This window comes from Dictyobacter kobayashii (assembly GCF_003967555.1).
Taxonomy (GTDB): Bacteria; Chloroflexota; Ktedonobacteria; order Ktedonobacterales; family Ktedonobacteraceae; genus Dictyobacter; species Dictyobacter kobayashii.
This window is the reverse complement of the sequence record NZ_BIFS01000001.1, coordinates 3,101,281-3,122,775: the sequence shown is the minus strand read 5'-3', so window position 1 is coordinate 3,122,775 and position 21,495 is coordinate 3,101,281. Positions and strand designations below refer to the sequence as shown.

Genomic DNA, 21,495 nt, shown 5'->3' with positions numbered 1-21,495 from the left:
GACAAAGCTGATAAACTAAGAGCATGACAGAAGAAGAAGTGAGAAATCTTCAGAAAGCCTACCGAGAGCTCAAAGAGCAAGCAGAGGCATTCAAAGAGCAAGCAGAGCAGAAAGATCGCAGGATCGAAGAGCTCGAAGGATTGCTCATAGGTGCCTTGTTGCGCATTGAAGAGCTTGAACGGCGATTGGGAAAAGATAGTCATAATAGTAGTAAACCTCCTTCCAGTGATGGATTGGGTCGCAAACCTGGCAAACAGCGGCGCAAAAGCGGCAAGACTTCCGGTGGACAAGCCGGTCACCACGGTCATACCCTGATGCAAGCATTGACTCCTGATAGCGTCGTGCTTCATCGTCCAACGCACTGTGAAGCATGTCAGTACCCTCTTGAGCAGGAGGCAGCTATCACCAACGAACGCCGTCAAGTCCACGATCTGCCCACGTGGCGTTTGCTGGTCGAGGAGCATTGCCGACAAGCAATCTGCTGCCCCTATTGCCAGCATGTGACGCAGGCGTCTTTTCCGGCAGGCGTCGATGCTGCTGTCCAGTATGGCCCGCAGGTCCAAGCCTTGGCGGTCTATCTTTCCCACTTTCAACTGGTGCCACTGCAACGCACCTGTGAAGCTCTTGCTGATCTGTGCGGGTGTCAGTTGTCCGAAGGCACGCTGGTCCGTTGGATTGCTCAGGCAGCCAAGACCCTTGAGTCGAGCATCGAGCGGATCAAAACCTTACTGCTGGCCAGCCCCTTGCAACATGCTGACGAAACGGGGATGCGTGTCAAAGGCATCTTGCATTGGATGCATCTCAATGCGACTCCCTGGCTCACCCTGTACTCCTGGCATCGCAAACGAGGGCATCAGGCTCTGGAGCAGATTGGGATCTGGCCACACTATCAGGGCCGCTCCATGCATGATCGCTGGTCCAGCTATGATCGCTACCTCTGTACCCATAGCCTCTGCGGAGCCCACCTGCTACGCGACTGCCTGTATGTCGCCGAACAGGAGAAGCAGCCTTGGGGACAAGCCATGTTCGATCTGTTGCTGGCGATGAAGCAAGCCGCTGATCGCTGGCGCCTCCAAGGAGCGAGCGCCGTCCCCACCCCCGAACGGGAGCAGTGGCTTGCCCAGTATTTTGCCATTCTGGCCGCTGGCTTTGCCACGCATGCCGCTCAAGCCCCTCCCCCAGGAAGTCTGCAGCCCAAACGACAAGGACGCAAAAAACAGGAAGCCTCCAAGAATCTGCTCGATGCGCTCTTAAAGCGAGCTGATCAAGTGTTGGGTTTTCTGGAGGACCTGTCTGTGCCTTTTACCAACAATCTCGCCGAACGAGATTTACGCATGGTGAAAGTGCAGCAAAAGATTTCCGGAACCTTCCGCAGTGACGATGGAGCTACGGCTTTTTGCATCATTCGCAGCTATCTTTCAACCATGCGCAAGCAGGGGCGCTCAATGCTTGCTGCCATTGCTGCGGTTTTTGCTGGTTCTCCTTTCCCCATTGCATGGGCTACTGAGTAGTTACCATTTTTAGTAATTTGCTGGGAGATTAACTACTACGCAGTAGAAATTGCAGTTGTGTAGTGCTCCAAACGTACATACCATAGCCAACCGCTACGGCCAGCACGAGCAAGAGTGGTAGCACGATAAATGGTGGCAACCACCAGAGCAAAAACAGCAGGGCCGCGAGAAAGAGCAGGCTCACATTCAATAAGACCAGACGTCGAGGCGTAAAGGGACCTTCTTCTAGCATCATAGCCTCCGTCTTTCCTTCCACAGATTTGTTCAGCTCCAGGTCCCAACATCCTCCCCAGACCATTAGACAGGTACAGGGGATAATTATGCCGCTAATAGTAGGTAAAATCCAGATCAGTTGCATAGGCGCCAACCGGTTCCAGAAAGCCAGTAGACATCCCATCAGCAGGCCTTCAGTGAGTATGGGCCAGAGGCAGAGCTGGAGCCTGGACCACAATAGTTGCCGGAACGAAAAAGGGGCCACCAGGTAAAGGGCAAAGCGATTGGCCTCGCCACCGATAACGGCAGGCCCCGTTTCTAGAATATGTCCACAGGCGAGGGTGGCGGCATAAGCTGCAATCAAAACCTGGTCACTCATGCCAAAGCGCTGACCAAGCATATGTACCACCGGGAAGAGAGCCAATAATCCCCAGATCAGCAGCAAGCGCAGCCAGAAGAGCCAGTTGCGGCTCTGATTGAGCAGGCTGCGTACCATTAAACCTCCCGTTAGCGTGCGCCGGCGCGCAAACACACGAACCAGTAAGAGGCTCCCTGGCAAGGTAAATGTGCTCCGCCCACGGTCTTTGCTCTGCACGAGCGAGAAGCTGGCCGCATATAAGCGCCCCAGCCACTCAGCACCAGGGCCCAGAGCGATACCTATAATGATAAAGAAGAGGAGCAGCACCAGTTCGGGCCGCACCAGCATTACCCACTCCTGCCCCTGCTGGCCCAACCAGGAATAACACAGCATTCCAACCAGGGTTGCGACCAACAGAATGATCACGACCAACGTGCGCCCCAGGTATTGCCGGGGCGCCAATACGTAGCGCAGCAGCAATAAGGTACCAATCAATGAAACAAGCACAGCTAGCCCAACTCCTCCCTCTAGCAACGCTAACCAGCTACAGCCCTGCCAACCAAGTTGGGAGATCAATACATAACCCAGGACCACTAGCTGCAACAGGGACCATAACCAGAGATGTTTGAGGAAGAAACTGCCATAAAGGGTACGGAAGCGCGTAGCAAATGAGATCGGTAGGGTAAATTGCAATTCGAGCTCATCGCTGCGCAAGCTGCCGGGTACGCTCAGAATAGTAAAAAATGCCATGCCGACCCAGGTGGAGAGGCAAAACAACCAGAGTCCTTGCGCGGTCATGACCGTGCCTGACTGTTGCCAGTGAGCAAGCTGGGTACGCAATTGTATGGCCCCCATAGTCCCAGAACAATACTGGCACTGAGCGAAATGCCAACCGCAACCTGGATACGCACATCCTGACGAGCCGCATTGCGCGCTGATAGCAGTTGGGCACGCCAGATACTCAATGGTATACTCATGCCGTCACCTCGGCTTTCTGTTCCTGTATCAGTTGCAAAAAGACGGTTTCGAGGTCCGCAGCCCCAGCCCCAGCCAGCTGGCGTAGCTCGGAGGTGCTTCCTTCTGCCAGGAGCCGCCCTCGGTGAAAGATGCCAACCCGGTCGCATACTGCTTCAGCGGTGGCCAGGTCGTGGGTTGAGAGCAGGATAGTGGTTCCACCTGCCGCCAGTTGCAGTAATAGATCTTTGATATAGCGAGCGCTGCGTGGATCTAAGCCATTGAGTGGCTCATCCAATATCAAGATACGCGGCTCATGCAACAGGGCAGCGGCCAGCGCTAGCTTGCGCTTCATACCAAAGGAATATGAACCACAGAGCTGACCTGCCTGATCACTTAATGCCAGCATTTCCAGCAAATGCGTAATCCTGCGCTCCGCCAGTTCTTCAGACAGTCCACGTATCTGGGCCAGGAACTGTAGAAACTCACGCCCTGTCAGACGCTCATAGAGTAAAGCCCGATCAGCCACATAGCCAATCAATGCCCTGGCAGCCACGGGATCTTGCCAGACATTATATTCTCCCATCCAGACCTGGCCAGAGCTAGGTTCTAACAGGCCCACCAGCATCTTAATGGTGGTTGTTTTGCCCGCGCCATTGGAACCCAGAAAACCATAGATTTCACCCTCTTGTATCGTCATCTGTACATGGTCGACTGCGACAAAATCAGCAAAGGTACGTGTCAAACCCTGCAAACGAATAGCGGACTTCTGGAGAGGCAAGGCGCTCTTTTGCGTCTTGCCAGCTAGCCCTGGAGCGGTAGGTGCTGGCGAGCTTTTCTGAACAGGAGCAAATTCTAGCTCTGCCGGCTCCTCGGCCGTGCCAGTTGCTCGCAGCAGCGCTATCTGCGCCAGAAAGGTATCGCGCTGGTCAACATTAAACAGCAGGTTACTGACCTGGTATTCTTTTCTTCCCAGCTTCAGTGGTAAGGGATGGATACAGCGTAACAATAACTGCCCCTGGTCCGAAAAGCAGGCAGTGATGCGCTGCTTTCCGGCGTCGTAACGGGCACTGACAGGCTGTGCCGTAGCTTGCATGTCGCGTACCGGCTGGATATCCAGGATCGCGCTATATGGTATCTGGACGTTCAGGCTACTGCCATAGCGTAGCTGAAGTGCCGTCTTTGTCAGCTGATGTCTGGTGAATAAGACCGCCAACATCATCTTCATGATGAACAGGCAGAGGGCCAGGTGCGATAGGTTGATTGCCAGGCTGAGCCACAGATTGTGGCTTAAGAGGGTCACCAGTAATGCGACCCCACCACTCTCCGCTAAAAACAAAAAGCCTAGCGAACAGACAATGGTCAGGTAGGTTGTGCGGCGGGCAGTATATGAAAAAGATTGAGATACGTCATCCATGCGTATGTCCTTCCAGGCGGTTAAGCCTCTATAATCGTCGATTGGTAAGTCGACTGTGGTTGTGTTAGCTCTACAAAGAAGCGGCGTAGCGCTGGAGATAAGGTTGCATTCATCAACTCGCCAAACACATCGGCAAAAGGCATCTCCAGCGCCGGCACTTGTTGCGCGAGCTCGTGAAGTTGCTGCATAAGTGCCGTGAAATCCATATCCTGTCGGCATTCCTCTACCAGCTGGCTAATTTCGACTGCGTCCTCAGGTAAGCTTTCCAGGGCGAGCACCCGATTATAAAAAGGCAGCAGGTATTCAAGCATCTTATCCTGTCCAGCCAGCTGATTAACTATATTCTGTACCTGTACATTAAACTCCGCTGGCCAATGAAAATCTTTAATGGCGGCCCAGATGTTGGCCTCAAATTGCAAAGCCTCGGGACTGATCTGTGCTACACGCTCCCCCAGGATCTCTTTGACCCAGGCTACAGTGGCTGCGCTAGCAGGCTGCTCTATATCCAGTGCGGTATCTTCAACCAATAGAGCCTGGATGCGTTGCCGGCGTTGCTCCAACACTCCGATCTGGACCGCCAACTCTTGATCTAAAGCCTGCAATATCTCGCGTAACGGATGCTCTCGTGTTGGCTCGCCCAGAACAGACTTGATCGTCTTAAGGGGCAAGCCAAAGGACTGTAACTGGCGAATCTGCTGCAGGCGCATGAGATCCTGAGAACTATACAGCCGATAGCCTGACTCAGTTCGTTCAGGTTCCTGCAATAAGGCGATTTTATGATAGTGACGGATCGTTTTTGTGCTTACACCCAGTAACTGCGCAACTTCCCCTATACGCAATAGCTTCCTCATAAATACCTCCATGCTTGTACAGGTATACTATACAACCTTCCCCTTAGGACAAGGTCAAGCTCTGCTTTTATGCTTTTAAATCGTTTTATTTTATCGGCTGCTTGGCAATATATACAAAAATATCGTTATATAAATGATTAAAGACAAGAAATATAACAATAGATTTTTTTACGTGCTAGCAAACCTTGTAATATATATACAAATATGTTATACAAATACATGTATCTATTTTTATATCATCCAATACCCATATATGGATAATTTTTTATTTCAATTCTCTATAAAATTCTTTACACATAATTACGCAATAAAGGGGCAAAGCCAGCCCAGCAGCAGCCACGCAGGCACCGGGCGAACCACTTTTCTGACGCAGCGCAGCGAAGTAGCAGCTGATCATCTGCAGATCAGTAAACCAGGACATTCCTCATCTATAGAAAAGGCAGCGCCTGACTTCAACATGCCTTTATATAATGAGCTGTCATAGTGTTGTTCTGTCTACTGCAAGTCAATGTTCACAATAATCGCACCAGGAGGAGTCCATTATGCAACTTCCGCTGACCGCTAAAGTCAAAGCAACTGGTCTGCGCACCAACTGCCTTGCTTACCCTGAAGTGCTGGCCCAATCCATCGCACTGATCTCGCCCACCATGACCGCCGTCCTTATTATCCCCTTAACCTTTGCTTCAGCTGGTCCAGGTGCCTGGCTGGCCTATCTATTTGCAACTGTTATGCTGTTATTTGTAGTCTTCAATCTAAACCAGTTTGCACGCCGCTCCACCTCCCCGGGATCTATGTACGCTTATATAGGTCGAGGTCTGGGGGCACGCGGTGGTGTGCTATCAGGCTGGGCACTACTCTGGGCCTATCTTTTTATTGGGATTGCCGGAATGAATGGCTTCGCGATTTTCTGTGACCAACTATTATCGGCACTAGGATTTGGCGGCCATATCCCACCGATCTGCTTTTTCTTACTCAGCGGTCTGATCTGTTGGAGTCTGGCCTACAAAGATATTCGCGTCTCAGCCATCCTGACCTTAATTCTAGAAGGGCTCTCGGTCCTATTTATCCTGGCCCTGGCGGGAGTGGTTCTCTTTGGGCATGGCTTCACTGTTGATACAGCTCAGACGACCCTCAAAGGGGTAACAGCTCCAGGAATGAGCCTGGCCGTGGTCGCCTGCATCTTTAGCCTGGTGGGCTTTGAAAGTGCTACCGCGCTTGGAGGAGAGGCCAAAAACCCACTGCGTAACATCCCCGTGCTGTGATCTGGAGCCTGATCCTGACTGGCCTCTTCTTTGTGCTCATGAGCTATGTTGAGGTATCAGGGGTACGCGGCTATAAGACGACCCTGGATCAGATTGCGGCGCCGCTTAATGTACTGTCCGATGTCTATAACGTAAGTTTCTTTAAGATCCCGCTCTCTATCGGCGCTATTATCAGCTTCTTCTCGCTCTCGCTTTCCTGCTTGAATGCCGGTGCTCGCATCCTCTTTCCCATGGCACGCCACTCAGTTTTTCCAGCCGCCATTGGCAGGGCGCATAGCAAAAATCAGACACCGCATGTGGCCATTAGCGTTTACATTATCGTCATGGTCCTGGTCCCAATCGGATTTTCACTCTTCACCGATACTTTGACGGCCTTCAATGATGCCGGTACACTGGCTGCTTTTGCCTTCCTCTTCGCCTATTTCTTGATCTCGATCGCTGCACCTGTCTATCTACGCCGCATCGATCAACTCAAACCAGGTCATATCGTGCTAGCTGTACTGGCCGTCCTCTGTTTGTTCGTCCCGACCGTGGGCAGCGTCTATCCGGTACCGCCATATCCAGTCAATCTCTTCCCGTATATCTTTATCGCGTACATGGTCATCGGCGGCCTCTGGCTCTTTGTTGTCAGTCGCCGTATCCCCAATGTATTGCCAGAAATCGAAGCCGACCTGGAGGCGGTGCTCCAACATGCGCCACTGCATGAAGAGACAGAGATGGCAATAAGTGAAGGCGTGGTTATTGATTAGACGATACTACAAGGGAAGGAGCATAAAATCTTGCCAGCACAGCAGAAAGACATCCACATGATTGGCTCAGTAGTTAATCTGTGGCGTTATCCGATTAAATCAATGATGGGTGAGGAATTGAATGCGGTTGAACTGGTTGAGGGTAGTTTACTTGGTGACCGCCGCTATGCCCTGCGCGACACTGAAACAGGAAAAATTGCCAGTGCCAAGAATCCACGTAAGTGGCCGGGACTGTTTGATTTTCGAGCTACTTTTCTGGAGCCACCACATATCAATGGCGACTTACCAGCAATACGTGTAACCTTGCCCAATGGGCAGAGTATCACGACAGAGCAAGCTCAGTTTAATGATGTCGTTTCACAAACCCTGGGAAGACGCATTGAACTGGCCAGTACTGGCATTCAGGCACCTGCCCTTGAAGAATACTGGCCCACTGTGGATGGCCTGACGTATAACGATACAGTGACAGATGAAGCAATGCCCGAACAGACATTCTTCGACCTGGCTCCCATTTATCTTCTGACCACAGCTACCCTGGATCGTTTCCATGAATTCTATCCACAGGGTCGCTTCGAGGCCAGGCGCTTCCGGCCCAATATCGTTATCCAGCCAACTTCGGACACCAGCGACTTTGTTGAAAACGCCTGGGTAGGTCAGACGCTCGCGATTGGGCCAGAAGTACGATTACGCATCACGGACCCATGTCCGCGCTGCGTCATGACCACCTTGCCGCAAGGAGACTTGCCACAGGATCTCGGCATTCTACGCACTATAGTCAAACACAACAATGCGCATGTCGGTGTCTATGCGACCCTCATCCAACCGGGCACCGTCCATCGTGGCGACTCCATTAGCATCCTACCATAAACCATTTGTAGGTAGCAGATTAGTGCTTGAACCTTTGACACGACCATCTGCTACCTGCTACTCCCAACGAGACAAGTTCTTCAACGGCTCCTACATGTATGGGCTTCCCACAATCATTTATCTAATTCTATTAATATGGCATCCATGACTTACTGCCCTTAATATTAGATTTAGCTTAGAGATATAAATACTATCTTGTTTACGATTGATTTTTCACTTCATTCATTTTTATAATTACTAATGTAATATATCTCTTTACGGATGCTAAATTACTAATACTCTTTTTATCATCCGGAGACAACGGTAATGAGAAGTTCATTCGTTTTATTGACCTGCAGCATATCCGTACTCGTTGTATCCATACGCTCCTGGCAAAAATGGGAAAAAAACAGACAACAAGCATGGTTAATAACTGCCATTGGGCAACTCCTGATTGCTGCTGATCTGCTTATTATGTTTGCAGCAATGTATACTCACGGTGATAAAAGAAGGTTACTATCTTTGTAAGCTGGATAATTTTTAGTTAACTAAGAGTGATAAAGATGCATAAAAAGACCAGAAACATTTTATACAGCCTGGCAGGATTATTGGTTCTGATTGCCATAGTGCTGACGATACTTATACTTTCCCAGGCGACGCCTCAATTCAATAGCTCATTAGGCTGGATTGCCGCGATCCTGGCCCTTGTGGGAGTGGTCATTTCTTTTTATACACAGTTACGTTTCGGGTTAGCCCAAAAGAAGCAAAGGGAGATATAATAACAAATCCTCTTTTATTTGCTCATACGTGTAACATATATATTCATTTATGCACAATTACTAATTTTATGATAAGAAGAGGATTGTGAGCATATGCCAAAGTTTACATTGAAATATGTGCTTATGACGATAGCCGCAATTATTGTTGGGCTACTGGTGAGCATATATATTATAGGTTTGCCATTACAGCAGGCTATTAATGAGGCAGGCATTGCTGCCATTGCTTTCCTTGGTGGACCATTTGCCAGTAATTATGTCCTTGCCCGTGACAAAAAAAATCAAGAGAGCGAGCAAGGAAAAGGTGAAAGCAATTTTTTCAGGCGATAAGAGAGCGGAAGGACAACACAACGGCTCCGGGCGCGCCTGGAGCCGTTGTGTTGTCTCATATATCTTTTCAGTTTTAGAGGGGATTGTTGGGGGAACGGAAGTCTTGAGGCCGGCTGGGATAGCGGGGAGAGCCAATGCCGGGTCCCAGTTCGTGTTCAGCGACGGTGAGTCGATTAGCTTTGCGCTCCAGAGCCAGGCTGATAATATCGGCACAACTGTCCATATCGATGATACCGGTGTTAAGGACCAGGTCATAGAGATGGGGCTCACTGCTATTGACGTGATAATAATTCTGCAGATAACGTTCGCGATGGCGATCCTTTTGTAAGATACGATTGCGCGCTGCATCTCGGTCCAGGTTTTCGCGCTGCACTACATATGTGATGCGCTTCTCAAGGGGAGCAACAATGCGGACATGCAAAACATCGCGCTGGCGTTCCAGGATTTTCTGAGCTCCCCGACCGACAATAACGACATGACCTTCACGGGCTACCGCCTCTACCACACTCACAAGTGCCTGGTGATATCCTTCCTCAGTGGTGGCCTGACCGCTTGTCGCATCCACCAGCAAAGCTGGATCAACCGCGCGCATACTGGAGAGAATGCGTGCCATCACGCTCTGCGAATACTCATCCTGTAGTTCAACTTCATGCTCGCTAACACCTAACGTCTGTGCAATACGAACCACAAAGTCATGATCAATCAATTGCCATTGTAATTTTGCCGCCAGGCGACGAGCAATCTCGCCACCGCCACTCCCATACTCACGAGAGATAGTGACGGCACGCATCTGTGCTCTCAAGGTCTGTTGACTATCCATGTAAACATTCCTCCCATCATTTACGCATCATCGCGCATACTATTGTAAATGCTTCTGTTTCTATCACGGATGAGCCACCACACGGAAAGACATTTAGGATTGAGGCGGAATGTTTTACTGCATGTCGTTGATTAACTGAGGAACCGTTACCAGGGTAAAACCCTGCTGCTGCAGCCCTGCAATAATCTGTGGCAAAGCGGCAACGGTCTGGCTGCGATCGCCACCTCCATCGTGCATCAATATAATGTCGCCATTGCTGGCATGATCCAGAACGGCATGCACAATCGCACTGGTACCAGGTCGGGTCCAATCCTGGGTATCGATATTCCACAATACTGGCGTTAGATGGAGTTGTTGCGCCTGCTGCTTGACTGTTGTATTAATCGCCCCATAGGGAGGTCGAAAGAGCGTCGGCGTTACGCCGGTATCACTCTGGATAATATTATTTGTATCGATCAATTCTTTTTGGATCTCTGCATCCGAAGCCTTGGTCAGGTCTGGATGTGTCCAGGTATGGTTACCCACGATATTACCCTGAGCATGCTCTTGAGCTACCATGTCGGGATAATCACGCGCATTCTCGCCAACGCAGAAGAAGGTCGCATGGACATGGTATTGCTGTAGAGTACTCAATACCGGGCCCGTAAAAACAGGATTAGGACCATCATCAAAAGTTAAAGCGATCTCAGGCCTGGTGGTGCTACCCTGGAAGACCACACTCTGTACCACATTAGGTGCCGGAGTAGCAAGCTGGTCATTGATCACTTTAGAAGCCACAGTTGGTATGGCAGTTGGAGTTACTGATAGTACTACTGGATGCGCTTCACTGGCATAGGCAACAACGACTGAACCCCAGGTAGCCAGGCAAGCAATTAAAATGCCAAGCAATAAAAAAATCTGTAACTACTCAGTACCTTGAGAAAAGCTGGACAAAGCTGATAAACTAAGAGCATGACAGAAGAAGAAGTGAGAAATCTTCAGAAAGCCTACCGAGAGCTCAAAGAGCAAGCAGAGGCATTCAAAGAGCAAGCAGAGCAGAAAGATCGCAGGATCGAAGAGCTCGAAGGATTGCTCATAGGTGCCTTGTTGCGCATTGAAGAGCTTGAACGGCGATTGGGAAAAGATAGTCATAATAGTAGTAAACCTCCTTCCAGTGATGGATTGGGTCGCAAACCTGGCAAACAGCGGCGCAAAAGCGGCAAGACTTCCGGTGGACAAGCCGGTCACCACGGTCATACCCTGATGCAAGCATTGACTCCTGATAGCGTCGTGCTTCATCGTCCAACGCACTGTGAAGCATGTCAGTACCCTCTTGAGCAGGAGGCAGCTATCACCAACGAACGCCGTCAAGTCCACGATCTGCCCACGTGGCGTTTGCTGGTCGAGGAGCATTGCCGACAAGCAATCTGCTGCCCCTATTGCCAGCATGTGACGCAGGCGTCTTTTCCGGCAGGCGTCGATGCTGCTGTCCAGTATGGCCCGCAGGTCCAAGCCTTGGCGGTCTATCTTTCCCACTTTCAACTGGTGCCACTGCAACGCACCTGTGAAGCTCTTGCTGATCTGTGCGGGTGTCAGTTGTCCGAAGGCACGCTGGTCCGTTGGATTGCTCAGGCAGCCAAGACCCTTGAGTCGAGCATCGAGCGGATCAAAACCTTACTGCTGGCCAGCCCCTTGCAACATGCTGACGAAACGGGGATGCGTGTCAAAGGCATCTTGCATTGGATGCATCTCAATGCGACTCCCTGGCTCACCCTGTACTCCTGGCATCGCAAACGAGGGCATCAGGCTCTGGAGCAGATTGGGATCTGGCCACACTATCAGGGCCGCTCCATGCATGATCGCTGGTCCAGCTATGATCGCTACCTCTGTACCCATAGCCTCTGCGGAGCCCACCTGCTACGCGACTGCCTGTATGTCGCCGAACAGGAGAAGCAGCCTTGGGGACAAGCCATGTTCGATCTGTTGCTGGCGATGAAGCAAGCCGCTGATCGCTGGCGCCTCCAAGGAGCGAGCGCCGTCCCCACCCCCGAACGGGAGCAGTGGCTTGCCCAGTATTTTGCCATTCTGGCCGCTGGCTTTGCCACGCATGCCGCTCAAGCCCCTCCCCAGGAAGTCTGCAGCCCAAACGACAAGGACGCAAAAAACAGGAAGCCTCCAAGAATCTGCTCGATGCGCTCTTAAAGCGAGCTGATCAAGTGTTGGGTTTTCTGGAGGACCTGTCTGTGCCTTTTACCAACAATCTCGCCGAACGAGATTTACGCATGGTGAAAGTGCAGCAAAAGATTTCCGGAACCTTCCGCAGTGACGATGGAGCTACGGCTTTTTGCATCATTCGCAGCTATCTTTCAACCATGCGCAAGCAGGGGCGCTCAATGCTTGCTGCCATTGCTGCGGTTTTTGCTGGTTCTCCTTTCCCCATTGCATGGGCTACTGAGTAGTTACAAAAATCTTTTTCATAGTCGCCCCTAAATCCTTTTAAGTTATCTTATAAACTTTTATATAATTGCTGACCGTATTCATATACATATATATGCCTGTGCTTGTATCGTTATAGAAAGTTTACAGCGAAAAAGGCTGAGCTCAAATGATATTGATCACTATCAAAGGATGAACTTTTTCACTAATCTTTGCCCGATACCTATTGAAGTGAATTTTTTTCCAGCTTGACAAAAGCATTGACGTATCCTATTCTTTATTGTACGAGAAACCCATTCACATCTGAATAGATTCTTCTCTGTTGTATAGAGCTATGGAACTATGTACAACTTCTCACCCTGGCTAAATAATTACCCACATTGATGTCTCGAAGAAGAACTTCATGAGAGGGGGTCTGCGTATGACAGACCAATTTGGAACAGTCACAGATCGCCTGGCCGATGTGATCCGGGTGATTACGTTCTCTCGTCAAACGGGGACGTTAATAGCAGAACGTAGTGGGCAACAGGGCCAAGAGAAAGTTTCAGTGCGCTTCCTAAGAGGGAAAATCATTGAGACGCAGGCGACACCTACATATCAGGGTGCAGATATATTGACGTGGTTACACAACTGGGGTCTTGTCGCTTTAAATTCGAACATGCCTCGGAGCAGAATGCCGCCACCTCTCATTCAAACACATCTACACCTGTAGCAGAACCAGCAGCAGCACCACCACCCCAACCTCCAATTGCCCACCCACCAGCAATCACACATCAACATACCGATCCACTGCGCCGCCTGCCACAACCACACCCGATCACCAATCCCGGTTTTCCACTCTCGTCCGGTACTTCAAAGCAGCAAACAGATCCTTACCAGGCTCCCATTCCCGCGATATCGATGCAGCGCGTCCCCCAGAGGCGTTTTAGCAATAATGAAAATAGTTTAAGGCTGCTTGAACAACAACGCCTCACTCGCCAACATAGACAGGTATTTCTCTTGATTGATAATCGGCGCTCCCCTCTGGAGCTTGCCCGCCTGACATCCCGAAGGCTGGATGAGTTATATGTGATCCTCACCGATCTAGAGCGAGCAGGGCTGATTTTTCTGTAGGAAAAATATAAATAATCTTGTGTGGTGCAAAAATTGCGTTGTACGCAATTTTTGCACCACACAAGATAAAAAGTTCGTGCTAAACGGGCGCCACTCCAAACCGATTAATATCCCAGGGCAATGGTGAAGGTCTTTTTGATATCCTTCGTACCCGCGTGCTGTATCAATAAGGTCAGTTCCCAGTTTCCGGCCATGCTCAATGCTGTGCTAGTAGTACGATAATGACCTGGCGAATTCTTAACGGGCTTTAGAACCATCTTCTGCAACCCCATATCCATTTCCAGCATATTCGCACTCAAAGTAACGGTATCAGTCTCACGTAGAGGCTGACCATAGTGATCTTTCAACACAATATCGATGCTATTCTGCCCTGGCCTGGCCGGATCAATCGTTACAGTATACTTCAAGCCACTTACCGTGCCTTGATACACAGCCGCCCGGGATATGGGCGAAGCAACAATTGGAGTGGGACTCAGGCTGGTCAGGATACCAACGCTCACCAATAAGAGGATCGCCAGGACAGCCTCTACCCTCAGTAGTGTCTGGGAACTACGCTGGAGCTTGTCCGCGTCAGGTGATCCCGCCCCTGTTTGCTCATCAATGCCAACGGCATAGCTACTCATACGTGGACCTACCCGAAGCTGATAATAAATTCCCAGTCCCAACAAGATAATAAAGAGTCCAAGTTTGAGCAATAATGCCTGCCCATAACTACTGGTCCACAACTGTTCAAATGCTTTCAGCTGCACGATGGCCTCAATGATGCCTGTAATACCCAAAATGACCACACTGGCAAGGGCGATCAAAGCAAAGCGAGGAATGATGGCAGCCAGGACACGCGTACGGTCACCTGTACCAGGCTTGAAGCGATAGAGAGTGCCTGGAAAAACAAAGCCAAACATCATCAGCCCCCAACCAGAAAACCTGCTCCCAGCATATGTAATACATCTGCCGGAATCATAAACCAGAGATCTTGTCGGCTGGCTGCGTGAGAGTCTAAGGAGGTTGTAAACATAATGGCAATGCCAATCAGCAGGAGGAAACCCCATAATTCATTCAGTGGATCCTGCCGATCCGCGATAATGCGGCGACTAACAAACCAGATGAGGGAGGCAATCAGTAACAAAAAGATGCGAAAAAGCCAGATTACACCAAAGCGGCTTTTAAAGAGTACATTGGTCAGGGCTTGATTGGTAAAGATAGCCCAGGGAGCAGCTTCGCTGGCGATGCTAGACTGGTACAAGAGCAGGGCAAGCGAGCCAATGCCAATAGCTAACAAAGACCAGAAAAAGAATGTGGATGAGCGCAGCAACATCTCTTGTCTGACCTGCCTGGATTCGACTCCGGTATGCTCAACCAACCTGTACAGAGCTGGCCGCCAGACTAATAGCAGGAACAGCAAACCACCTACCAGTCCTGATAGGCCCAGGTAGTTCAGCCAGTTTATGCCAACGCTCCAAACGTTAAAATCACTGTCAGTATTAGAAACCTGAGCAGGGTCAATCGCTGTCTGCCCGGACGATACCCTCCACCAACCACAAAATTAAAGTTCCCGAACACCATATGTCCATCTTCCTGGGAAATATTATGATAAACGACTGTATAAGTTCCATCGATTAAACCCGCAAGCAGCGAAACACGTAGCGAAGCTCCATCAGAACCGACCTTACTATCATGACGATCGATCCGCTCTCCATCCTGGTCATAAACCTCTACATGACTGAACTTTGGCTCAATACGCTCTGTAAACCAGACCTGTACCGCAACCGGTGAATCACCACTGGGCAGGTGCGCATTAATGGCTGGATCACTATGTGCGTAGTGAGCGTACAAACCCATCGCGTGTGCATCACGAGGTATGCTCAAAAAGAGCACACAACAGATAACACAACAGATAAGGCTGGCTTTTTTTATCAGCATGGAGGAGGGTTGCCTTTGTGTACTCATGGGCCCTTCTTCTCATTATTTTTTCGCATGTACCAGTAATATAACACGCCCAATTGGAAAGATCCTCAAGAAACATTCAATCTGCTGCCACGCAATCGTATGAGCATAGCTACCTGACAGGTACATCCATTTTATCGTCATTGATTCCGCATGGTTGAGCCAATAGCAGCGAAGCAAGCCGCGTCGACGATGGCTTTTAAATAGTCTGGTATAGTGAAAAGAGAATTGCATATGTCAAGGAAAATTAACAGGCTATGGAAAAGACTAAGGTGAGCCACAAAAACATCTTACGTACCGGAGCAGCTTTGCTGAGTGGCATCAACCTGTTGTCAACAGCGCATATCCAGCATTCTCCCAGGGTGGCACTGCTCTGGAATAATGCCCTTTTACAGGCAATACGCACTACAAAACCTGCAGTAACCATTGCTGCCCGCGCCCTGGCCATTGTGAGTACCTGTATGTACGATGCCTGGTCCGTTTATGATCCTCAGGCCAGCAGTACCTGCTGCGACCAACCGCTACGCCGTCCTGCCAATGAGCATACACAGGCGAACAAAGAGGAAGCGATCAGCTATGCGGCTTATCGTAGTCTGAGCGATCTCTTTCCAGCACAAGAACTGCAATTTCGCACCCTCATGGCTCAATTGGGATATTCAACCCTGAATCAAGCTAGCAATATGACCACCGCTGCCGGTATCGGGAATCTCATGGCTCAACTGGTGCTGGAATTTCGTCACCAGGATGGTTCAAATCAAACAGGCAATTTTCATCCAGGTGCCTATTCAGATTACACTAATTACCAACCACTGAATACACCTGACCAGATTAAAGATCCTGATGCATGGCAGCCACTATGGGTCCAACAGGGCCCTAAGGATGTAGTGCTCCAAAAGTGTGTGACTCCCCATTGGGGTCATGTCAAACCATTCGCACTTGCGCACGGTTCCCAGTTCCGCCCCTCTGTGCCGCCCGCAACCATCTATGATCGGCGCTATAGTGTACAGGCTAACCAGGTACTCGATATTAGCGCTAATCTCACCGATAAACAAAAGACGAGTGCCGAATATTGGCAAGTGGGTCCCGCAGCCGAACAGGCACCGGGTCATTGGTTTTTGATCGCCCAATATGTAGTTCGCCGAGATATGTACAATTTAGACAATACGATCAAGCTATTTTTTATTCTGGGCAATGCTCTGCTGGATACAAGTATTGTTTGCTGGGACATCAAGCGGGCCTATAATTCGGAACGGCCGCTCACCGCCATCCATTATTTATATGCTGGACGCCCTGTGCTCGCCTGGGGTGGCCCCCATCAAGGAACAAAATTGATCAACGGGGCCGACTGGCAGCCCTACCAATCTCCTGATACCATCACAGAAGCCTCACCTGAATACTGTTCCAGCCATAGCGCTTTTAGCGCGGCCGGCGCCAACATTCTCAATTTCTGCACGCGCAGCGATTACTTCGGCGGCTCGTATACCAGACCAGCAGGAAGCTCATATATCGAACCTGGTACAACACCCACAACGGATATCACCCTTTACTGGAGAACTTTTAGCGAGGCCGCCATCGAAGCGGGCGCCTCGCGCTGCTATGGTGGCATCCATTTTGAGCAAGGCGACATCACAGGTCGCATCCTGGGCCGTGAGATAGCCATACTCGTATGGCAGCGCGCCCACAAATATATCCATCCCCACCACACCCACCAATCTCTATAGCATGTGTTAATAAATCATGCTTTCGCGCGCCTCTAACACCTACTCATCTTTGTAGGGTGTTAATAAACCACGCTTTCGAGCGCCTCTAACACCCACTCATCTTTTAGGGGATAGGTCGAAATTGTGCCAGGCACAATTTCGACCTATCCCCTAAAAGCAGTTCGGGTGCGCAGCACACGTACGCAATAAAACACACCAAAACTAATTATTGCTCTTCAGTTGCATCTTTTTTAGAGAAGCCAAGCGCATGATGCACAATATAGAGGGGGCGAGCCCGCACCTCATCATAGATACGTCCCAGGTACTCACCAATAATACCCAGAAAAATGAGCTGCACACCACCCAGAAATAACACCAGAATCAGTGTTGAAGCCTGACCCACGATAGCACCAGTAATCAAGCGCAAGAAGACTGCCACCAGAATACCCAGCAAGCTAATACCGGCCAGAATAAAACCAAAGGTGGTGGCCAGTTGCAGAGGAAGATGACTGAAACTGGTAATGGCATCCAGCGAGAAGCTAATCATTTTCTTGAGAGGATACTTGGTCGAGCCCGCATAACGCTCCTGGCGATTATATAATACAGCCTCCTGGCGAAAGCCAACCCAGGCCGACAGACCGCGCATAAAGCGATGATGTTCGCGCATCTGGATCAAAGAATCTACCACAGCCCGATCCATCAGTCGGAAATCGCCGACATTACGTGGAATATTCACCGACGTAATGCGGTCAATCAGACGATAGAAAAGCGAGGCCGTAAGCAGCTTAAATTTCGTCTCACCTACACGGGATGCACGCTGGGCATAGACTACTTCCGCACCCTCTTTCCAGCGAGCAATCAGCTCTAGAATCACTTCCGGCGGATCCTGTAAATCTGAATCGATGACGACCACAGCTTTCCCCTGTGCATAATCGAGTCCAGCTGAGATCGCGATCTGATGGCCAAAGTTACGCGAGAAATCAATGATGCGCACACGTGGATCATTCTGATGCAATTCTTGCATCACACGATAAGATTTATCTTTACTACCATCATTGATTAAAACCAGTTCAAATGGTTCATTTAGAGTCTCCATGACCTGGATTATGCGTATATAAAACTGCGGAAGGGTCTCTTCCTCATTGAAGACTGGAGCCACAATAGAATAAATGGGCTGCGCGAGAGCCCCAGGTATTCTATCTTCTTGTGGTGCAATCATCACACATTCTCCTCTTCAGGCTGTCTGTCATTCATTATCATCATGTCTTGCTCCTCTTCAGCCGGATATACAGACTGAACCGCTGCCAATTTCGGACGAAAAACCAGAGTATTCATTGTAAAGAAGTTTACCAGAGATGCTACACCTATGCCTAGTGCTGAGGCTAACAAAGCTGGAATAAATGAACGAGCCACAATAAATACAATCTGATTGAGTAAGGCAGTAAACACAATTGAGCTGTGAAATTTGAGCCAGCGCGCGAGTAAGACATATTTCGCCTGGGTGTCGGTGGCTGGCTGGCGATCGCGCCAGGTAAAAAAGAAGCTCATTATAAAGTTTACCTGGGCTGAGATTAAAAAGGCAACAATATTGGCCAGCGTCGACTCCCAGCCCTTGCTCACTAATATATCCAATAAACCCAATTGAATTATGCCTGCCAGGCCGCCCGTACACACAAAGCGAAAAGGGCGAGCAGCTCGCGAGAAGATGATCTTATCAAAACGTTGTATACGCTGTTTTAGACTTCCAGGTAACTGTACCATCCAACAGACCAACCATTTCCATTAGCTAAACCTCCGCGAGCGCCTGGTTTCAGACAGGCGCTCGCGGAGATTTAATGCGTAACCGAACAATCATAGAGCTGATTATTCATCCCTACTTCCATATTACCAGCAGGACCAGCATTCGGCCCACCAGCAGCGGTTCCTCCTGGCAAACCAGGCATACCAGCACCTGTATTTTGTTGGTTATTAGACTTCCATTGCGCGGCAGGAACTACTTTACAGCTGCTTTGGACCCAGGACATGATTTTGCCATTGTTGCCCATCATGCTACTGGGGTTAAAGTTGCTGCTGCCAGTCATTTTCTCGATCATTTCTTTTATCGAGGCCGGCAAATCCTTTAAGGAGCCCGCATTGGCCGAGGGAAACAAGAAGTAGCGTACCTCGCCAGCCTTGACCTTCTGTTGCAATTGCTCAAGTGTCAGGATGGGATCGCTACCGATAAAACCACCCAGGGCCATCACCGGCTCACCAGTATCGATAATCAATTGCTCTCCCGACATAGCGCTCTGTACCGCAACCAGGTAGCGGGCACTACCTTTATTTGCCTGCAGGAATTGGATCGTTTTGGGATCAGATTTTTCGCCACCAAATGGATTGCCTATTCCCATACCTCCACCTATGCCACCACGTCTGCCACCCATACCGGGCATACCAGGCGCATTTTGACCGTTCGGACCAGCATTGGCTTTTTGCAGTTCCGCGATCATACTCCCCATCCCCCCACTTACCAGCATCGGGCCGGCCGTCGGTAAGACAGAATTGGCGGGCATGATGAGAGAGATGACCGACCAGATCAACGGTGTGAATAGCAGACCAACCATGCTAACAATAACCGCTGGCCGCTGGATCTTTGAGGTTCCACCAGAGAGCTTGATTTGCAGTTTAGCGATGATCAAGGCCGCTATTCCCAGCACGCCCAACACGGCAACCAGTGGAACCAGGATGGTTGACCAGGGTGCGCCATAGGATGAAATGAGGTAGAGTTGCTCGGCCAGGGTCAGCAACAGGGCCAGCGGTAGCATCCAGGCCCGCCAATCTGAGCGCTCACGCTGGCGATAATCCAGCCATAAAGTAACCAGGCCAATCGCTGCCAGCACGCAGATAGCAGGGGCGATCATTACCAGGTAGTAGGAGTGGAAGAAGCCAGCCACACTAAAGAAGGCAGCGCATGCGAGCAGCCAGACACCCCAGAGAACCGCCGTTTGATGCCAGCGATTAAGGGGTAAGCGTAGGCGTGCCTGCCAGGCGATAGCGATCAAACCCAGGATAGCCAGCGGCAAGAGCCAGCTCACCTGTCCGCCCAGCTCCGGCTTCAACAGACGTAAGGCACTGGGATCACCGCCCTCGTTCATCATGCCACCAGCGAAAGAAGGCATGGCCGCTGAAGATGAAGGCGAAGGCGCGGATGTGGCATTGTTGGTAGGATTCCGACCGCCAATATTCATGCCGGTGATGCGCTCCAGGCCATTGTAGCCAAAGGTCAATTCCAGCTCAGAGTTGGTCTGGCTGGAGCCAACATAGGGACGCTGCGAGGCCGGCGTAAGATCAACCGCAACCACCCAGGAGAATGAGACAATCAGCAGCACGAACAAAGCCAGGGCAAGATGAATGATCCGTTTGCCCCAGGTATGATTTGAGCTTAAAAGATAAAACAGACCAAAGGCAGGCACAACCAGGTAGGCCTCAAGCGTCTTAACGTTAAATCCTAGACCCACGAGTAGCCCACATAATAGGAGCCAGCGCAACTTCCCCGTATCAACGGCCAGCATCACACACCAGGTCGCCAGCAACAGGATTAATACTAACAAGGGATCCAGATTATTATCCCGGTTCAACGTCACTGAAATAGGCGTGATCGCCAGCGCCAGCGCGGCAATCAGCCCGGGTACAGGGCCAAAGTAACGCCGCACCAGGCAATAGATGACATAGACCGCAATCGTGCCGGCAATCGCCTGGGGAACCAATACACTGACACCACTAAAGCCAAAGCCCAGGACCTCAAAAATTTTTGCACTCAATGCCTGAATCCATAAACCTAGGGGAGGCTTATCAACGGTCACAAAACCACCAGGATCAAATGAAACAAAGAAAAAGTTATGCCAGTTCATCAGCATACTTTTTACTGCAGCGGTATAATAAGCATTGCCGTAACCGTTTTGTTGAATCAGAAACAGATTAAGGAAAGCCGAAACGGCAACAATAACGCCAAGGGTAATACGTTGCCAGCGCCGGGTTGGCTGGCTCGCGGAGAGCGTAAGTTTCTCTCCGCCCTGCCCCGGCCCACTAGCATTTAACGCAGTCGCAGAGAGATTGGCAGTCTTCATCAGGTATGACCTCAATATCAGATATACGTTGGTATATTTTTTGACAATAGCAGTAAACTACCCCAAGCTTACCTTTCCAGTTATCACTTGTCTTCGGGGAAATCCCTGATGTTATACTCTAGAAAATTAC

At 50.1% G+C, this 21,495-nt stretch carries 20 protein-coding genes and 1 pseudogene; 9 read left to right on the top strand and 12 right to left on the bottom strand.

All coding sequences use genetic code 11. The features are described 5' to 3' along the window. Positions 1–23 precede the first annotated feature (23 nt). A complete protein-coding gene (tnpC, locus tag EL645_RS13715) occupies positions 24–1,511 on the top strand; it encodes an IS66 family transposase (protein ID WP_126548577.1) in 1,488 nt (495 codons plus the stop codon). A 28-nt stretch (positions 1,512–1,539) separates the two neighbouring features. Here the strand turns inward: tnpC (EL645_RS13715) and EL645_RS13710 are convergent, their stop codons facing one another. The 4 genes from EL645_RS13710 to EL645_RS13695 are packed head-to-tail and all read right to left on the bottom strand — an operon-like array spanning position 1,540 to position 5,304. Next, positions 1,540–2,922 carry a hypothetical protein gene (locus tag EL645_RS13710; protein WP_126550906.1) on the bottom strand — a complete coding sequence of 461 codons (1,383 nt, stop codon included), beginning with the start codon at positions 2,920–2,922 and terminating at the stop codon, positions 1,540–1,542. After that, entirely contained in the window at positions 2,877–3,059 is a 183-nt protein-coding gene (locus EL645_RS13705; protein WP_126550904.1) for a hypothetical protein, read from the bottom strand. The genes EL645_RS13710 and EL645_RS13705 overlap by 46 nt, the downstream gene beginning before the upstream one ends. Continuing rightward, positions 3,056–4,453, bottom strand: a complete 1,398-nt coding sequence (locus EL645_RS13700) for an ABC transporter ATP-binding protein (RefSeq protein WP_161977359.1) — start codon at positions 4,451–4,453, stop codon at positions 3,056–3,058. Before EL645_RS13700 ends, EL645_RS13705 begins: the two co-directional genes overlap by 4 nt. Positions 4,454–4,473: 20 nt before the next feature. Continuing rightward, positions 4,474–5,304 carry a MerR family transcriptional regulator gene (locus EL645_RS13695; protein WP_161977358.1) on the bottom strand — a complete coding sequence of 277 codons (831 nt, stop codon included), beginning with the start codon at positions 5,302–5,304 and terminating at the stop codon, positions 4,474–4,476. A gap of 542 nt (positions 5,305–5,846) precedes the next feature. Here EL645_RS13695 and EL645_RS45395 point away from each other — a divergent pair. The 4 genes and pseudogenes from EL645_RS45395 to EL645_RS13675 all read left to right on the top strand — a co-directional run bounded on the left by EL645_RS45395 (position 5,847) and on the right by EL645_RS13675 (position 9,267). Further along, a pseudogene (locus tag EL645_RS45395) lies at positions 5,847–7,315 on the top strand (APC family permease). Positions 7,316–7,345: 30 nt separating this feature from the next. Next, positions 7,346–8,182 (top strand): MOSC domain-containing protein, encoded by an 837-nt coding sequence (locus EL645_RS13685; protein ID WP_218031832.1) that lies wholly within the window; start codon positions 7,346–7,348, stop codon positions 8,180–8,182. 542 nt (positions 8,183–8,724) lie between these two features. Further along, positions 8,725–8,940: a hypothetical protein gene (locus EL645_RS13680; RefSeq protein WP_126550895.1), complete on the top strand. Its 216-nt coding sequence runs from the start codon at positions 8,725–8,727 to the stop codon at positions 8,938–8,940. A gap of 93 nt (positions 8,941–9,033) precedes the next feature. Further along, a complete protein-coding gene (locus tag EL645_RS13675; protein ID WP_126550893.1) occupies positions 9,034–9,267 on the top strand; it encodes a hypothetical protein in 234 nt (77 codons plus the stop codon). Positions 9,268–9,340: 73 nt separating this feature from the next. On the opposite strand, the gene EL645_RS13670 is transcribed toward EL645_RS13675, so the two are convergent. Beyond that, entirely contained in the window at positions 9,341–10,087 is a 747-nt protein-coding gene (locus EL645_RS13670) for a cytidylate kinase-like family protein (RefSeq protein ID WP_126550891.1), read from the bottom strand. Positions 10,088–10,201: 114 nt separating this feature from the next. After that, positions 10,202–10,975: a polysaccharide deacetylase family protein gene (locus EL645_RS13665; RefSeq protein WP_161977357.1), complete on the bottom strand. Its 774-nt coding sequence runs from the start codon at positions 10,973–10,975 to the stop codon at positions 10,202–10,204. A 63-nt stretch (positions 10,976–11,038) separates the two neighbouring features. On the opposite strand from EL645_RS13665, the gene tnpC (EL645_RS13660) reads away from it, so the two are divergent. From tnpC (EL645_RS13660) to EL645_RS13655, 3 genes are all read left to right on the top strand, one after another. After that, the gene (gene tnpC / locus EL645_RS13660) at positions 11,039–12,268 is read left to right on the top strand and encodes an IS66 family transposase (RefSeq protein WP_371865666.1); all 1,230 of its coding nucleotides are present in this window, start codon (positions 11,039–11,041) and stop codon (positions 12,266–12,268) included. After that, a complete protein-coding gene (locus EL645_RS45390; RefSeq protein WP_371865731.1) occupies positions 12,202–12,525 on the top strand; it encodes an IS66 family transposase in 324 nt (107 codons plus the stop codon). Before tnpC (EL645_RS13660) ends, EL645_RS45390 begins: the two co-directional genes overlap by 67 nt. Positions 12,526–13,120: 595 nt before the next feature. Further along, on the top strand, positions 13,121–13,615 hold the full coding sequence (locus EL645_RS13655) for a hypothetical protein (protein WP_126550887.1): 495 nt from the start codon (positions 13,121–13,123) through the stop codon (positions 13,613–13,615). Positions 13,616–13,719: 104 nt separating this feature from the next. Here the strand turns inward: EL645_RS13655 and EL645_RS13650 are convergent, their stop codons facing one another. The 3 genes from EL645_RS13650 to EL645_RS13645 are packed head-to-tail and all read right to left on the bottom strand — an operon-like array spanning position 13,720 to position 15,562. After that, complete coding sequence (locus tag EL645_RS13650) at positions 13,720–14,520, bottom strand: CopD family protein (protein ID WP_161977356.1); 801 nt, start codon at positions 14,518–14,520, stop codon at positions 13,720–13,722. Continuing rightward, on the bottom strand, positions 14,520–15,017 hold the full coding sequence (locus EL645_RS39285; protein WP_161977355.1) for a CopD family protein: 498 nt from the start codon (positions 15,015–15,017) through the stop codon (positions 14,520–14,522). The genes EL645_RS13650 and EL645_RS39285 overlap by 1 nt, the downstream gene beginning before the upstream one ends. 41 nt (positions 15,018–15,058) lie before the next feature. After that, positions 15,059–15,562: a copper resistance CopC family protein gene (locus tag EL645_RS13645; protein WP_126550881.1), complete on the bottom strand. Its 504-nt coding sequence runs from the start codon at positions 15,560–15,562 to the stop codon at positions 15,059–15,061. Between the two features lie 254 nt (positions 15,563–15,816). Here EL645_RS13645 and EL645_RS13640 point away from each other — a divergent pair, with 254 nt between their 5' ends. Continuing rightward, positions 15,817–17,280, top strand: coding sequence for a vanadium-dependent haloperoxidase (locus EL645_RS13640; protein WP_126550879.1), 1,464 nt, complete (start codon positions 15,817–15,819; stop codon positions 17,278–17,280). Between the two features lie 205 nt (positions 17,281–17,485). Here EL645_RS13640 and EL645_RS13635 read toward each other — a convergent pair whose 3' ends face one another. The 3 genes from EL645_RS13635 to EL645_RS13625 all read right to left on the bottom strand — a co-directional run bounded on the left by EL645_RS13635 (position 17,486) and on the right by EL645_RS13625 (position 21,365). Further along, positions 17,486–18,478: a glycosyltransferase family 2 protein gene (locus tag EL645_RS13635; RefSeq protein WP_126550876.1), complete on the bottom strand. Its 993-nt coding sequence runs from the start codon at positions 18,476–18,478 to the stop codon at positions 17,486–17,488. Further along, positions 18,478–19,020, bottom strand: a complete 543-nt coding sequence (locus EL645_RS13630; RefSeq protein WP_126550873.1) for a GtrA family protein — start codon at positions 19,018–19,020, stop codon at positions 18,478–18,480. Before EL645_RS13630 ends, EL645_RS13635 begins: the two co-directional genes overlap by 1 nt. Before the next feature lie 71 nt (positions 19,021–19,091). Beyond that, positions 19,092–21,365, bottom strand: coding sequence for a glycosyltransferase family 39 protein (locus tag EL645_RS13625; protein WP_126550871.1), 2,274 nt, complete (start codon positions 21,363–21,365; stop codon positions 19,092–19,094). Positions 21,366–21,495 lie beyond the last annotated feature (130 nt).

Bases quoted from the DNA above. Each gene is read 5' to 3' on its own strand.
- tnpC (WP_126548577.1), top strand. From the start codon at position 24: ATGACAGAAGAAGAAGTGAGAAATCTTCAGAAAGCCTACCGAGAGCTC.
- EL645_RS13675 (WP_126550893.1), top strand. From the start codon at position 9,034: ATGCCAAAGTTTACATTGAAATATGTGCTTATGACGATAGCCGCAATT.
- EL645_RS13640 (WP_126550879.1), top strand. From the start codon at position 15,817: ATGGAAAAGACTAAGGTGAGCCACAAAAACATCTTACGTACCGGAGCA.
- EL645_RS13645 (WP_126550881.1), bottom strand. From the start codon at position 15,562: ATGAGTACACAAAGGCAACCCTCCTCCATGCTGATAAAAAAAGCCAGC.
- EL645_RS13625 (WP_126550871.1), bottom strand. From the start codon at position 21,365: ATGAAGACTGCCAATCTCTCTGCGACTGCGTTAAATGCTAGTGGGCCG.
- EL645_RS13650 (WP_161977356.1), bottom strand. From the start codon at position 14,520: ATGATGTTTGGCTTTGTTTTTCCAGGCACTCTCTATCGCTTCAAGCCT.
- EL645_RS13670 (WP_126550891.1), bottom strand. From the start codon at position 10,087: ATGGATAGTCAACAGACCTTGAGAGCACAGATGCGTGCCGTCACTATC.
- EL645_RS13630 (WP_126550873.1), bottom strand. From the start codon at position 19,020: ATGGTACAGTTACCTGGAAGTCTAAAACAGCGTATACAACGTTTTGAT.
- EL645_RS13635 (WP_126550876.1), bottom strand. From the start codon at position 18,478: ATGATTGCACCACAAGAAGATAGAATACCTGGGGCTCTCGCGCAGCCC.
- EL645_RS13700 (WP_161977359.1), bottom strand. From the start codon at position 4,453: ATGGATGACGTATCTCAATCTTTTTCATATACTGCCCGCCGCACAACC.
- EL645_RS13680 (WP_126550895.1), top strand. From the start codon at position 8,725: ATGCATAAAAAGACCAGAAACATTTTATACAGCCTGGCAGGATTATTG.
- EL645_RS13695 (WP_161977358.1), bottom strand. From the start codon at position 5,304: ATGAGGAAGCTATTGCGTATAGGGGAAGTTGCGCAGTTACTGGGTGTA.
- EL645_RS13705 (WP_126550904.1), bottom strand. From the start codon at position 3,059: ATGAGTATACCATTGAGTATCTGGCGTGCCCAACTGCTATCAGCGCGC.
- tnpC (WP_371865666.1), top strand. From the start codon at position 11,039: ATGACAGAAGAAGAAGTGAGAAATCTTCAGAAAGCCTACCGAGAGCTC.